The 13,343-nt window shown below is 64.1% G+C and carries 15 protein-coding genes; 13 read left to right on the forward strand and 2 right to left on the reverse strand.

Features of this window, described 5'->3' with window-relative positions; all coding sequences use genetic code 11:
• Window positions 1–26 precede the first annotated feature (26 nt).
• The 3 genes from NLY36_RS26855 to NLY36_RS26865 are packed head-to-tail and all read left to right on the forward strand — an operon-like array spanning window position 27 to window position 2,318.
• Window positions 27–320, forward strand: coding sequence for a hypothetical protein (locus tag NLY36_RS26855; protein ID WP_155923815.1), 294 nt, complete (start codon window positions 27–29; stop codon window positions 318–320).
• A 49-nt stretch (window positions 321–369) separates the two neighbouring features.
• Window positions 370–1,860 carry a leucyl aminopeptidase gene (locus tag NLY36_RS26860; protein WP_023695590.1) on the forward strand — a complete coding sequence of 497 codons (1,491 nt, stop codon included), beginning with the start codon at window positions 370–372 and terminating at the stop codon, window positions 1,858–1,860.
• An 8-nt stretch (window positions 1,861–1,868) separates the two neighbouring features.
• Window positions 1,869–2,318: a DNA polymerase III subunit chi gene (locus NLY36_RS26865; RefSeq protein WP_023672739.1), complete on the forward strand. Its 450-nt coding sequence runs from the start codon at window positions 1,869–1,871 to the stop codon at window positions 2,316–2,318.
• Window positions 2,319–2,324: 6 nt separating this feature from the next.
• Here NLY36_RS26865 and NLY36_RS26870 read toward each other — a convergent pair whose 3' ends face one another.
• Entirely contained in the window at window positions 2,325–2,921 is a 597-nt protein-coding gene (locus NLY36_RS26870; RefSeq protein WP_023693959.1) for a T6SS immunity protein Tdi1 domain-containing protein, read from the reverse strand.
• A gap of 201 nt (window positions 2,922–3,122) precedes the next feature.
• Between NLY36_RS26870 and NLY36_RS26875 the strand changes: the two genes are divergently transcribed.
• The 6 genes from NLY36_RS26875 to NLY36_RS26900 are packed head-to-tail and all read left to right on the forward strand — an operon-like array spanning window position 3,123 to window position 9,270.
• On the forward strand, window positions 3,123–4,064 hold the full coding sequence (locus NLY36_RS26875) for a 3-oxoacyl-[acyl-carrier-protein] synthase III C-terminal domain-containing protein (protein ID WP_245260210.1): 942 nt from the start codon (window positions 3,123–3,125) through the stop codon (window positions 4,062–4,064).
• A complete protein-coding gene (locus NLY36_RS26880; RefSeq protein ID WP_031201269.1) occupies window positions 4,061–5,065 on the forward strand; it encodes an NAD-dependent epimerase/dehydratase family protein in 1,005 nt (334 codons plus the stop codon). The genes NLY36_RS26875 and NLY36_RS26880 overlap by 4 nt, the downstream gene beginning before the upstream one ends.
• On the forward strand, window positions 5,062–5,886 hold the full coding sequence (locus NLY36_RS26885; protein ID WP_023695587.1) for an MBL fold metallo-hydrolase: 825 nt from the start codon (window positions 5,062–5,064) through the stop codon (window positions 5,884–5,886). The genes NLY36_RS26880 and NLY36_RS26885 overlap by 4 nt, the downstream gene beginning before the upstream one ends.
• Window positions 5,883–7,139, forward strand: coding sequence for a F390 synthetase-related protein (locus NLY36_RS26890; protein ID WP_023695586.1), 1,257 nt, complete (start codon window positions 5,883–5,885; stop codon window positions 7,137–7,139). The genes NLY36_RS26885 and NLY36_RS26890 overlap by 4 nt, the downstream gene beginning before the upstream one ends.
• Complete coding sequence (locus tag NLY36_RS26895; RefSeq protein ID WP_023695585.1) at window positions 7,136–8,269, forward strand: GNAT family N-acetyltransferase; 1,134 nt, start codon at window positions 7,136–7,138, stop codon at window positions 8,267–8,269. The genes NLY36_RS26890 and NLY36_RS26895 overlap by 4 nt, the downstream gene beginning before the upstream one ends.
• Window positions 8,266–9,270, forward strand: coding sequence for a Rieske 2Fe-2S domain-containing protein (locus NLY36_RS26900; RefSeq protein WP_023695584.1), 1,005 nt, complete (start codon window positions 8,266–8,268; stop codon window positions 9,268–9,270). The genes NLY36_RS26895 and NLY36_RS26900 overlap by 4 nt, the downstream gene beginning before the upstream one ends.
• A gap of 13 nt (window positions 9,271–9,283) precedes the next feature.
• On the opposite strand, the gene NLY36_RS26905 is transcribed toward NLY36_RS26900, so the two are convergent.
• The gene (locus NLY36_RS26905; RefSeq protein WP_031201266.1) at window positions 9,284–10,441 is read right to left on the reverse strand and encodes an ATP-grasp domain-containing protein; all 1,158 of its coding nucleotides are present in this window, start codon (window positions 10,439–10,441) and stop codon (window positions 9,284–9,286) included.
• Window positions 10,442–10,623: 182 nt separating this feature from the next.
• Here NLY36_RS26905 and NLY36_RS26910 point away from each other — a divergent pair, with 182 nt between their 5' ends.
• The 4 genes from NLY36_RS26910 (at window position 10,624) to NLY36_RS31850 (ending at window position 13,254) form a co-directional block, all read left to right on the forward strand.
• Window positions 10,624–11,238, forward strand: a complete 615-nt coding sequence (locus NLY36_RS26910; protein WP_023684715.1) for a hypothetical protein — start codon at window positions 10,624–10,626, stop codon at window positions 11,236–11,238.
• A 7-nt stretch (window positions 11,239–11,245) separates the two neighbouring features.
• The gene (locus tag NLY36_RS26915) at window positions 11,246–12,094 is read left to right on the forward strand and encodes a 23S rRNA (adenine(2030)-N(6))-methyltransferase RlmJ (protein ID WP_023684716.1); all 849 of its coding nucleotides are present in this window, start codon (window positions 11,246–11,248) and stop codon (window positions 12,092–12,094) included.
• A 192-nt stretch (window positions 12,095–12,286) separates the two neighbouring features.
• Window positions 12,287–12,463 (forward strand): hypothetical protein, encoded by a 177-nt coding sequence (locus NLY36_RS26920; RefSeq protein WP_023695582.1) that lies wholly within the window; start codon window positions 12,287–12,289, stop codon window positions 12,461–12,463.
• Window positions 12,464–12,501: 38 nt separating this feature from the next.
• Entirely contained in the window at window positions 12,502–13,254 is a 753-nt protein-coding gene (locus tag NLY36_RS31850; protein ID WP_084026175.1) for a MarR family transcriptional regulator, read from the forward strand.
• Window positions 13,255–13,343 lie beyond the last annotated feature (89 nt).

Raw genomic sequence — 13,343 nt, forward strand, 5'->3', positions numbered from 1 at the left:
CTTTTCTCGATTTGCCGAACGGCATCATGCCCGCCGACAAGGTAGTCGTCCGGCTGCGGCTGTACAACTGGGTGCGTTTGGCCATTTCTTTCAGGCGGTTCGATCCGATTCTCCGTCCCACATCGCCCGTTCCGCAGGCCGGAGTGTCGGCGGCAATGAATAAGAAAGGGAGAACATCAATGGTTAACAACAGGTTGCGGCAGGAAAGCGGAGCCGTGCCGCGACGAATCGTTATCGATTCCGCTGCGCATATGATCCCTGATTCCGGCAAAGTCTTGCCAAATCAAGGAAAACGACCAAATGTCGCGCATCTTCCCTGAGAATGCATTTTTCCTGAAAATCTGAGCCGTTTCCCGAAAGCAGGACCTGATGACTTTGAGACCATTGATCGCCTTCGCCAAATTTGCCGCACCCAAAAAGGGCAGCATCATCGTGCTGGCGGCCGACGATGGTGGTCTTGGCGAACCGGCAAAGGCCTGCGACCCCTCAGGAACGCTGGCGCGGGCGTTTCCGGTGGCGGAGTTTTCCGGAAAATTCGCCGGTGTCGTCGAAGTGCTGGCGCCGCAGGGAACATCGCTCGACCGACTGGTGGCGGTCGGCGCCGGCAAGGTCGCCGGCCTCGATGACTTTGCCTGGCTGAAGCTTGGCGGCACCATCGCCGCGTCCCTGCGCAAGGCAGCGGAGGTGGCCGTCATCCTCGATGTGCCGGGCGCAAAGATTGGCGGCAGGCAAGCGGCGAACCTTGCCGCCGGCATCATTCTTCGCAGCTACTCCTTCGACAAATACAAGACCAGGAAAGACAAGGACGATGCCGAGCCGAAGAAACCGGTCAAGGTGACCATCCACACCGCCGATCCTGCCGCGGCGAAAAAGGCCTTCGCCGACGAGGTTGCGGTCATCGACGGCGTGCTTCTGGCGCGCGACCTTGTCAACGAACCGGCCAATACGCTCGGCCCGATCGAATTCGCCGCCCGCGCCAAGGAACTGGAAGCGCTCGGCGTCGAGGTCGAGATCCTCACCGAGAAGGAAATGAAGAAGCTCGGCATGGGCTCGCTCCTCGGTGTCGCGCAGGGTTCGCCGCGCGGCGCCCGGATGGCTGTCATGCAATGGAAGGGCGGCAAGGCCAAGGACGCACCGGTCGCCTTCGTCGGCAAGGGCGTCACCTTCGACACCGGCGGCAATTCTATGAAGCCGGCCTCCGGCATGGAAGACATGAAGGGCGACATGGGCGGTGCCGCGGCCGTCATCGGGCTCATCCAGGCGCTGGCCGCGCGAAAGGCCAAGGCCAATGTCGTCGGCATCGTCGGGCTGGTGGAAAATGCCGTCGACGGCCATGCCCAGCGCCCCGGCGACATCGTCACCTCGATGTCGGGTCAGACCATCGAGGTGCTCAACACCGATGCCGAAGGACGCCTCGTTCTGGCCGACGCGCTGTGGTATTGCAACGACCGCTTCCAGCCGAAATTCATGGTCAATCTGGCGACGCTGACCGGCGCCATCATGGTCGCGCTCGGCCAGCATTATGCCGGCCTGTTCTCCAACAATGACGAACTTTCGGACAGGTTGACGGCGGCCGGCCAGGCGAGTCAGGAGCGGCTGTGGCGCATGCCGCTTGGGCCCGAATACGACAAGCTGATCGATTCCAAGAACGCCGACATGAAGAACATCGGCGGCCGCTATGGCGGCGCCATCATCGCCGCGCAGTTCCTGCAGCGCTTCGTCAAGGAAACGCCGTGGGCGCATCTCGACATCGCCGGCACCGCGATGGGCTCTCCGCCGAGCGAGATCAACCAGTCCTGGGGCTCGGGTTTCGGCGTCAGGCTGCTCGACCGGCTGGTGCGCGACAATTACGAGGGATAAGGCAGGGAATGGCCGATGTCCTGTTCTACCACCTGACCGAATCGACGCTGGAGGATGCGCTTCCCGGCCTGCTCGAGCGCAGCGTCGATCGCGGCTGGCGCGCCGTGGTGCAGACAGGGACCGAGGAGCGGCGCGATGCGCTCGACCTGCATCTGTGGACATTCAGGGACGATTCGTTCCTCGCGCACGCGACCGACCGTGAAGCCCATCCGGCCGAACAGCCAATCCTGCTCACCACGAGCGACGCCAACCCCAACCAGGCGCAGATACGCTTCCTCGTCGATGGCGCCGCACCCGCCGATCTCGCCGGCTACGAACGCGCCGTGTTCCTGTTCGACGGCCATGACGCGGCCCAGGTCGAAGGGGCGCGGACGCATTGGAAGGTGTTGAAAGAAGCGGGCCACGCTGTCACCTACTGGCAGCAGACGCCCGACCGTCGCTGGGAGCGCAAGGCGTAAGTCGCGTTATCGGTCGCTGATCGTAACCTTGTTTATCTTCGCGCCCTGCGGGAGATCTTTCACCTGCCGATGGATTTGGCCGGCGATATGCACCTTCACAACGAAAAACGTCGTTTCCATCTCTCGCAGACTCATTTCGCCGCCAAGCACCGGCGGCTTCTTGAAATCATAGCATTGGCCGGCTGCCGGAATCAGTCGGTTCTTTCGGGCGGCAACGACAAGGCCCGCCAGCAGCAACTCGTCGCGGCGCGCTTCATTCTGCAAGTCGGCCTGAAATTCCGCCCAATGACCCGCAATTCTGGTCAATTTCCCGTCGAGCATATCGAGATGACGAACCGACCCGTCGCCGGCACGGAAAAATATGTCGCCGAAAGCTGACACCGCAGCTGGTTCAAGGCCATCCAGTCCGATCCACTTCCAGCCGTCCAACGCTTCCGCGACTTCGTTCGCAGGTGGTTCGATAAAGAGGAACTGATAGTCATGGGGCCATTCGGCTCTGATCAAGCCCCCTGTATTGGCTCTGTTGGCCTCGGCTTTTCCTTCCTGTCTGGCGTCGGACGCGCCAAAAATTGAAGAAATAAAGCGGAAAAAAGATCTGGCCATAATCGCCCCCGTACGGGTCTTTATACTTGCGAGAGATTCTAGCCGCAATCCACTGAAGGCTCCATAGTTCCCACGCATTCGTCTTGATGATGGCCATCACATTGGATCCGTTTTATGGATTGACTGGATGCAGGCTCATTGGGCGGGCTGAGAATGCGGATCAGGATCATCGGAACCGGGCGGGCCGTGCCGGCTCGATGCGTGACGTCGCGCGCCCTCGATGCGCGGCTGGGGTTTGGCGATGGACATTTCGAGGCCGCGACCGGCGTCATCGAACGCTATGTCTGCGACGCCGAATCGCAGGTCGACCTTGCTTGTGCCGCAGCCCGTCTGGCGCTTGCCGATGCCGAACTTGAGGCAGGCAGTGTCGATCTGGTCATCGGCGGTTGCGGCGTGCCTTACCAGCCGTTGCCGTCGACGGCTCCGCTGGTCATGCAGCGCCTCGGCCTTGCCGATGGGTCGGCGGCCGCCTTCGACGTCAACAGCACCTGCCTCGGTTTCCTCACAGCGTTCGAGACCGCGTCGCGCCTGATCGAGGCCGGGCAATGCCGGACGGCGCTGGTGTTCTCGTCTGAAATCGCCTCGCGCGCCCTGCCGTGGCAGGACCAGCCGGAAATTGCGGCCCTCTTCGGCGATGGCGCGGCGGCCGCCGTGCTGCAACAGGCAGCCCCTGGCGAAGGTGGGGTGGCGGCCAATCTGATGCGCACCTACCCTTCCGCCTATGCGGCCTGCAGCATCGGCTCCGGTGGCACCCGGTTCGACTTTCATCGTGAGCCCGAGGAATTCGCCCGCCACAGCCTGTTCCACATGGAGGGCAAGGAACTGTTTCGCGTCACGTCACGCCATTTCAACGGCTTTGTAGCGGAGTTGCTCGATCGCGCTGGCTGGCGGCACGACGATGTCGACCTCGTCGTGCCGCATCAGGCAAGCCCTTTCGCGCTCGCCCACATGGCGCGCCAGACCGGCTTCGCCAGGGAAAAGCTCGTCGACATCGCGGCGCGCTACGGCAATCAGATCGCCGCTTCCATCCCCTTTGCGCTCGACGTCGCGCGCCGCGAACAACGCATTGTGCTCGGCGCCAAAGTGCTGTTCCTCGGCACCTCGGCCGGCGTGTCGTTCGGCGGCATGGCGCTGGAAGCATGACCGTGGGACGCGTCCTCGTCACCGGCGCCAGCGGCTTCCTCGGCGCGCATGTCATGGCGCGGCTGGCTGCACTGGGTACACCGGCGCTGGGTCTTGGCAGGGACGCCAAACGCTGCGCGGCGCTCGAAGCCGCTGGTCATCGGGTCGTTCGGCTCGATTTGTCTCAACCGTTCGATGCAGCTGCCGCGCGCGCTCTCGACGGCGTCGATACGATCATCCACTGCGCGGCACTTTCCGCGCCCTTCGGCAGGTTGGCGGATTTCCAGACGGCAAATGTCACAGCTACCCGCAACCTCAGCGATTTCGCGCGCGGGCAAGGCGTGCGCCGCTTCGTCCATATCTCCAGCCCGACGGTCTGTTTCGCCTATCGCGACCAGCTCGGAGTTTCCGAGAATGCGGCCTTGCCCCCTCCGGTCAATCACTATGCCCGCACCAAGCGGCAGGCCGAGGAGATCGTGCTGGCGGCGCCTGAGATCAGCCCGGTGGTGCTGCGGCCGCGCGGCCTCTACGGTCCCGGCGATCGCACGCTGCTGCCGCGTCTGCTGCAGGTGGCACGGCAGCGCCCGCTGCCGCTGTTTCGCGACGGCAAGGCGCGCATCGATCTCACTTATATAGAGGATGTCGTCGACGCGGTGCTTGCCGCGCTGTCCGCCGGGAGCGCTGCCGAGGGACAGATATTCAACATCTCCGGCGGCGAAGTGGTGCCGGTCCGCCGCATTGCCGAGGCGGCCTGCGCCTGCGCCGGCGTGCAGCCGCGCTGGCGCAGAATGCCGCTCTGGCCCGCCATGCTGACGGCCGGGATAGCGGAGGCGGTAGCGAATATATTGCCCGGCCGCCCGGAACCGCCGGTGACGCGCTACGGTCTTGGCCTGTTCGCCTATGCGCAGAGCCTCGATCTTTCCAAGGCAGGCCGCATCCTCGGCTGGGCGCCGAAAGTGTCGTTCCAGGAAGGGCTCGATCGCACATTCGGCAAGGCGATGGAAAGCAGGAGGGCAGCGTGAAGATCGTCTTCGCCAACAGCGCCTCTGTCAGCGCAGCCGAGCGCCTGATCCTGCGCGGCGGCAGCTGGGCGAAGGTCAGGCTACGTATCCGCTACGGCCTGATCATGCATCCGCGAGCCGGCCCCGTCCTGATCGATACCGGCTACACGCCGCATGTGACACAAGGCAGTGGGCGCAGCACGGCGCTGCGTCTTTACAGTGCGATCCTCCGGCCCCAGCTCAACGAAGCCGAGCAGCCGCTCGCGGTACTGGCGCGCTTCGGCCTCTCGCCGCAGGACGTGCGCACCGTCATTGTCACGCATTTCCATGCCGACCACATGTCGGGCCTGTCGCTGTTTCCCAACGCTCGGCTTATCGCCAATGACACCGCCTGGGCGCGGGCGAAGGCCAAGACTTCCCGGCAGAATCTGCGCCATGGCGTCTTCAAGGAACTGTTCCCGTCTGACTTCGAGGCCCGACTCGACGGGCTGTCGTCGAAGCGGCAGGTCGAGCCGCGTGGCGGCGTACCGGGCGGCGCCGATCTGTTCGGCGACGGCAGCGTCGTCGCAGTCGATCTGCCCGGCCATGCCGATGGCCAGTTCGGCCTTTTGTTCCCCAATCTGGAGCGGCCGCTGCTCTACGCCGTCGATGCGCAATGGCTGATCAGAGCATTGGTGGAAAACCGAACTCCCGGTCTGCCTGCAACCCTGCTGGCCGAGGATGCCGCCGCGATCGAGCCGACCAGCGTAATGTTGCGTCGGTTTCTGGCGACCGGCGGCGAGGTTGTTCTTTGTCATGATCCGGCGGTGACGGCCTACGATGTGGCCGGAGAGAGCGCGTGAACGGGCCGGCCGAAGCGATCCGTTCGTTTGCGCTGACGCAATGGGTTTCGCGCAAAAGCCGCGAGAGTTTCGAGCGCTGGCAGGCGCAAGCCTTGCGCCGCTTTCTCGACCGCGACCTGCCGCGCGCGCCGTTCTACGGCAAGGCGCCGCGTCTTCTCGGCGACCTGCCGGTGACCGACAAGGCGACGGTGATGGGCAATTTCGAGCGCTTCAACATTCATGGCGTCTCGGCCGCCGAGGCCTGGAAGGCGCAGGCCGGCGATAGCCGCATTGGCGAGCTGACTGTCGGCTCCAGCACCGGCACGTCGGGCAATCGTGGCCTGTTCGTCATTTCCGAGGCGGAAAAATACCGCTGGCTGGGCACCATCCTGGCCAAAGCCGTGCCCGATCTGCTCTGGCGCCGGCAGCGCGTTGCGGTGATCCTGCCGCAAAACACCGGGCTCTACGATAGCGCGCGCAAATCGCGGCGTATCGACCTGCGCTTCTTCGATCTGACGCGCGGTCCGGAGAGCTGGCGCGGCGCTCTCGAAGATTTCGCGCCGACGGTGATCATCGCGCCACCGAAGATACTGCGGCACTTCGCGGCCGAGGGCTTTCGGCTCAAGCCGCAGCGTGTCTTCAGCGCCGCCGAAACGCTCGACCCGGTTGACCGGCCGGTCATCGAGGCATTCTTTGGTCGTCAGCTCGACCAGATCTACATGGCGACGGAAGGGCTGTTCGCCGTCACCTGCCGCCAGGGCGGGCTGCATCTGGCCGAGGATTCGGTGTTCTTCGAGTTCGAACCGGCCGGCGACGGCCTGGTCATGCCGCTGATCACCGCCTTTCGCCGCCGGACCCAGATCATGGCGCGCTACCGGATGAACGACTTGCTGCGGCTGTCCGAAAAGCCATGCCGCTGCGGCTCGCCGCTGCGCACCCTGGACGAGATCGTCGGCCGCATGGACGACGCTTTCCGGCTCGCCTCGCCGCACGGGCAGCTCCTCGTCACGCCCGACATACTACGCAATGCGGTGCTCAAGGCCGACCGGCGCATCGACGATTTCCGCCTGGTCCAGACCGCTGAAGATGCAATCGAACTCAGCCTGGCCCCCGGGCTTGCCGACGAAGCCGCCACCGCCGCCCATCAGTCCGTGCGCAATTTGCTGGCGGCGCGCCAGGCGACAGCTTCGGTCAGCCTTGTTCGCAGGGACCTGCCGTTGGAGACCGGCCGCAAACTGCGTCGGGTCGAATGCCACCTGGGAGCGGCATCATGAACCGGCTCGCTATGTTGCCACTCGATCAGACGAACCGGGTAGAAAACAACCCGCGTGAGGTCGAAGCCTTCGTTCAGCTTTTCAACGAGGTGCCGGTGCGCGACCTCGTGCGCAATCTGACAGTGGCTGTCGAAACCTTCGAGATCGCCGGCCGCTCCTTTCCGCTGACGCTGAACGACAGAAGCGAAGCGCCGAACTGCTACATCTGCTGCCCGTCCAGCGCCTATATCGACTATGCCATCGACGAGACCCGCAATTTCGTCTCCTCGCCCTTGCTGCAAACAACGATGCGGATGCTGATCGGCCTGTGCGCGCCGCTGGTCAGGATGAGCGGCCTCGACCATCAGGTTCAGGTCAACAACTGGCTCTATTCGACCAATCCGGTGCCGCTGCTCGATCGCAACGCGGTCGCGGCGATGCGCGACGATCTCACCGCGCGTTTTCCCGATCGCGCTGTTCTCATCCGCTCCCTGAACGAGATCGCCGATCCGTCGACAATCGCAGCGCTGAAGGCGGAGGGTTTTCGAATGCTGGCGGCGCGGCAGATCTACATCTTCGCAGGCGACGGTTCGGCCATGACCAACGACATGAAGCGCGACCGCAAGCGGCTGCCCACGACGCCTTTCGAGCAGGTCGGCAATGGCGACTTCACCGAGGCCGACTATGCGCGCGCCGAAGCGCTCTACCGGATGCTCTATCTCGACAAATACACGCCGCTCAACCCGCACTACACGGCCCGCTATATCGGCGAGACGCACCGTCGCGGCATCCTGCAACTGGCAGGCCTGCGTCGTCCCGGCGGTGAACTGGTCGCCGTCGCCGCTTTGTCTCAGAACGGCAGGACACTGACGCAGCCCATCGTCGGCTACGACACCGGCCTCCCGGTGAGCGAAGGCCTTTACCGCATGATGATGGCGCTGGCGCAGGATCATGCGATGGCGCACAGCCTGTTCTTCAACATGAGCGCCGGTGCCGCCGCCTTCAAACGCTTGCGCGGCGCCGTGGCGACGGTGGAATACAACGCCGTCTATGCTGCCCATCTGCCGCGCCGCCAACGCATGGCGGTGCGGATCATGGAATTTGTGCTCGCGAAGATCGGCATTCCCCTGCTCAGGAGATTTGAACTTTGAGCGACACCCGGCAGCAGAAAGACAAAGACTATTGGCAGGCGGTGATGCGGTCTGCCGACATCAAAGCCAAGCCGAAGCGCATCCTGTTCGACGGCGCGCCACTGGTGCTGTTCCGCTCGGCGAAAGGCATTGCCGCCCTCTTCGACCGCTGCGCTCACCGCCTGGTCGAACTCTCGACCGGAAAGGTCGTCGGTGGCGAGATCGAATGTCCCTATCATGGCTGGCGCTACAATGGGGAAGGGCGCTGCACCGCCATTCCCGGCCATGTCGGCGACGTCCCGCATTACCGTATCCGCCGCTACAGCGCGATCGAGCGCGACGGCGTCGTCTTCGTCTCGGCAGGCACGCCTGAGGGCGAGCCCTATCTCCATTGCATGCAAGGCAAGGATGTCGTCGTGAAGCGGGTGCGAAGCTCGGCGCGATCGACGGTGCTCGACGCCGCCGAGAACATTCTCGACGCCACTCACACCCACTTCACCCACAAGGGTGTGCTGCGCGGCCTGACCGCAAAGCGCCATCTCGTGCGCGTCGAGGTGACCGGCGGCAAGGGCTGGGTCGAAAGCTGCTACACCGGCGAGGACCGCCAACAGGGGCTGGTCAGCCGGCTGCTGGAAGGCGAGCGCGCCAGGACCATCGGCCGCTACCGCCATCCCGGCATCGTCGAACTCGAATATTGGGGCAAGGGCGGCTTGGCGCTGGCGACCACTTTCCATTTGCGTCAGGCGGACGAACGGACCGTCGAAGGCGTCGGCTGGCTGATCGGCCCGCGACAGGGCCTGTTCGGCGAACTCAAGGCGCTTGCTTTCCGGCCGCTCTTTGCCTTTGCCCTGCAGCAGGATCGCCGTGTGCTGAAATCGGCCAGCGACAACGCCCGTATATCGCCGCAGGTTCAGCCGGCGATCGGCCCGCTGGATTTCCTGCGCCGCGACATAGCGGCGATCATCGACGGCAAGATGCCACCGGCGGCGGCAGAGCCGAGGGTGTACCAGATCGAGCTGTAGGAAAGCGCTCTATTCAGTCCTGCTCCGGCCCGTTCCACTCGATATCGCGCGTCGACGCGGCCTGAAGGCTGATGCGCTGGCTGATCGCCGTCCCGGCGATCTCGGCCAGCGTGCGCCACTGCGCCCGCTTCGGCGCGGGGTCGCCCGGCCAGTCGAGCAGCTCATCGGCATCGTGCATCGCCTGGCGAAAGCTGCCGAGACCACCGGAGCGCAGTGCCGCCGGCATCCCGTAGATCCACATCGCCAGCCTCACCGTCTGCGGCGCCGTCACGTCGGGCTTCACCTCGGCGCCATCCTCCAGGACCGCGTCGGCGAAGCGCCGCAGATCGCGAAAGAAGTGCAGGCCGCTCACGGCGCGCGGATTGCACTCCAGTGGCAGCACCCTGCCGTTGTTCTCGCGCATCAGGTCGAAGGATATCTGGCCGGTCCAGCCGGCGCCGGCGACGAAGGTTTCGACGAAGCGCCGCGCCGCGATATCCTCGACCGGCTCGAAACAGATGCCGGCGCCCTTGCCGGCGCGATAGAGCGAACGGTAGAGCGCCAGCGCTTTGAGTTCACCCTCGATCGCCACCGCATAGGCGCTGATCTCTTCACCGGCGATGTAGCGCTGCGCCACCCAAGGAGCGGCGGGCGAGGGGCGGACGGCGTCGAGTTCGTCCGGCGATGGCCGCAGCAGTACGTCACGGGCAAAACGTGACCACACAGGTTTGAACACCAATTCGCGCGATTGGCCACGAACGCCGTCGAGATCGGCCTCGCTTTGCAGCAGTATCGTTTCCGGCACGTCGAGCCCAAGGCTCTGCGCCAGCCGGATGAAGGCATGCTTGTCGTGAACGCGGGCGAGCATCGCCATCTCGGGTGCGAAGAGGCGGGCCGGCATGGCGCGGTGCTGCCAGAGACGACCGAGATAAAAGACTTCCTCGCAGGTCGGGATAACGAGTTCGATGCCTTCCGCGCGGACAAGCGCTTCCACCGCCTTGGCATAGGCGTCGGCGGCAAAGCGCGGCGGCGGCAGGCGATGGTAGGCGGCGCAGGCCGTGCTCGCTGCGGCGATCGGCCGGGCCGGGCTGTCGGCCAGGATCACCCGGCAACCGGCGCCATGCAGCAGCCGCGCCAGGTGCAGCGCCACCGGCGCGCGGGCACCGGTGATCAGCACGGTGCTATTGGGCATGAGCCACCGGCATCGGTTGGAAAAGACGAGTCAATGCTTCTGCGGAAGGCTTCATTCGCCATAAGTGCCACATGGCTTGCGTGCCGCCAACGGACTCCACAAAGGTGGCTCCGCTGCGTCAGCCATCGCTTTTTGGCCTTCAGGGCGTTATTGGCAATCTGTCGAACACCCGGATCTCCTCAATGCGCTTTCTGTTTGTCCTGATACTGCTTGCCGGCGCCGCCATTGGCTTCGTGTATCCCTGGGCCATGAGCAATTTCTCCGGCCACGAGATCGGCACCTGGCGCGTCTACGACCAAGGACGGTTTAGGCCTGTGACGGTGACGCTGAAAGCTGGCGACGCGCCGGTCAGAGTGCTGGTCGACCTGACGGCAAAGGCCGAGCGCATTGTCTCGCAGCAGCGCACCGTGCTGACGCTGACTGCCGCCACAGCCGGGCGCACGGTGCTTGCCTCGACGCTGCAATTCAACCACGCCGACAATCCGCGCCAGGTCAGCCCGCAACTGCCCGACAAGATCTTTCGCGACGAGGCCGGCGTGATCGAAACCGTCAGTCCCGGCGCCTATCTCTTCACCGCCGGCCCGGGCGACGCCGACGATATCCCGATACGCGCAGTGGATCTGATACTGCGCTCCGGCGCCGGTGAGATCGATCAACGCGCACGGCCGGTTGGCTATGGGCTGATGGCCGTCGGCCTGATCGGCTTCCTGCTTACTCTGGCTTTCGGCGGTCGCCGGCCGGAGAACCCGAACTCGAAGCCGCCACCGCCGCGTTGGGGCAGAGGCTCCTCGACATGAGCGCAGCATGAACTACCGTCACGCCTATCACGCCGGCAATTTCGCCGACGTCGTCAAGCATGTCGTGCTCAGCCTTCTGCTCGACTATCTGAAGCAGAAGGACAAGGCGTTCCGTGTCGTCGACACTCATGCCGGCATTGGCCGCTACGATCTTTCGTCGGCGGAAGCGCAAAAGACCGGCGAATGGCAAGGCGGCATCGGCCGCCTCATCCACGCCCCGATCGAAAAATCGGCGGCTGCGCTGCTTGCCCCCTATCTTGAAGCGGTGCGTTCGCTCAATCCCGATGGCGGGGTGAAGAAATATCCGGGCTCGCCATTGATCGCCAGGCACCTCATGCGAAAGCAGGACCGGTTGTCGGCGATCGAACTGCACGGCGCAGATGCCGCCAGGCTGAAGACGCTGTTTGCCGGCGATTTCCAGACAAGGGTGATCGAACTCGACGGCTGGCTGGCGCTTGGCGCGCATCTGCCGCCAAAGGAAAAGCGCGGCCTGGTGCTGATCGATCCGCCGTTCGAGGAAGCCGGCGAATTCGACCGCCTGGTCGACGGCATGCAGAAAGCGCACAGGCGCTGGCCGGGTGGCATCTACGCGCTGTGGTATCCGATCAAGGATCGCAAAGCGATCATCGCCTTCCGCAAGGCGCTCAAGCAATCCGGCGTCCCAAAACTGCTCGACATCGAGTTCGAGATCCGGCCGGCATCGCGTGAACCAAGCCTCGACGGCAGCGGCATGGTGGTGGTCAACCCGCCCTTCACGCTGGAGCGCGAACTGCGCATCGTGCTGCCGGTCCTGCACAGATTGCTGGCGGTCGAAAAGCCGGCGCACTGGTCGCTGGAATGGCTGGCCGGGGAGTAGCGACGCTTCGCAGCGGGCGACGCCCGCGGCAAAGACACAAAGTCGCTAGAGGTTTTGACGGTGGCGCCATCCGCGAATGCTCAGCTGTGTTCAACGAACCGAAACCATGGAGATGCACATCTAATCGGCTCGGCGTTGACGCTAATCCCAGAATCAGATAGATAGGTATCTAATTATTAGATTTCGAATCGAATGCCAAGATCGACAGAAGAGGAACTGGTCAACGCGATAGGCTTCGCGATGTCGCGCTGGCAGGATGCCGTCGAAACGTTCGATCGGACCGTCGCCGAAATCTATGTGCTGAGCGCTGCCGAGCGCCGCTGTCTCGGTGCGATCAATCACGGCCGGCGGGGCCGGCAAACCTCGTAGCGAGGGAGACAAATCTCACGCCGGCGGCGGTCACGACGTTGATCGACCGGCTGGAAAAGCGCGGCTTCGTCAGCCGTCAGCCGGATCCCGATGACAGGCGCAAGGTCATGGTCGCGGCGGGCAAGAAGACCGAGGAACTCGTCCGGCGCTGCTACCATCCGATCCAGAGGCGGGCGCCGCATTGCTGGAGAATATTCGGCGGCCGAGATGCAGTTTTTGCTCGGCTTATCAAGAGGTCGAAGCGATGCAGAAGGCGCAGACCGAGAGGGTGCGCGGCAAAGCAAAACCGGTGCGTTGAGAGAAGGCATCGGAGGATGGTCCGGCGAAACGCCGGTCCGGTTTCAAGTGTGTACTGTCAAGGAGACCCTATGCCCCGCATGATCTTCGTCAACCTGCCCGTCGCCGATCTCGCTGCGTCGATGGCATTCTACAACGCCCTCGGCTTCGACAACAACCCGCACTTCACCGACGACACCGCAGCCTGCATGGTGCTGAGCGAAACGATCAACGTCATGCTGCTCACCCACGCCAAATGGCGTCAGTTCACCGATCGCCTCATCCCGCCGGCCACCTCGAGCGAGGTCATGCTTGCCGTGTCCTGCGACAGCCGCGCGGCGGTCGATGCGATGAACGAGGCGGCGGCGAAAAATGGCGGCGCCGCCGACATCAACGCCCAGCAGGATTATGGCTTCATGTACAATCGCAGCCTGGCCGATCCTGACGGCCACGTCTGGGAAGCGATGTGGATGGACCCGGCCGCCATACCGCAGGGCGACGCCAAGCAAGGCTGAACCGGGTTTCGGCGGCCCGCCGGCCATGGGCAGGCCGCTTTTCCTAATGGGCAAGGCGAGCTTTTTCAAAGGTCAGGACGTGGTTTCGC

This window comes from Mesorhizobium sp. C399B (assembly GCF_030323185.1).
In the GTDB taxonomy this organism is placed as follows: Bacteria; Pseudomonadota; Alphaproteobacteria; order Rhizobiales; family Rhizobiaceae; genus Mesorhizobium.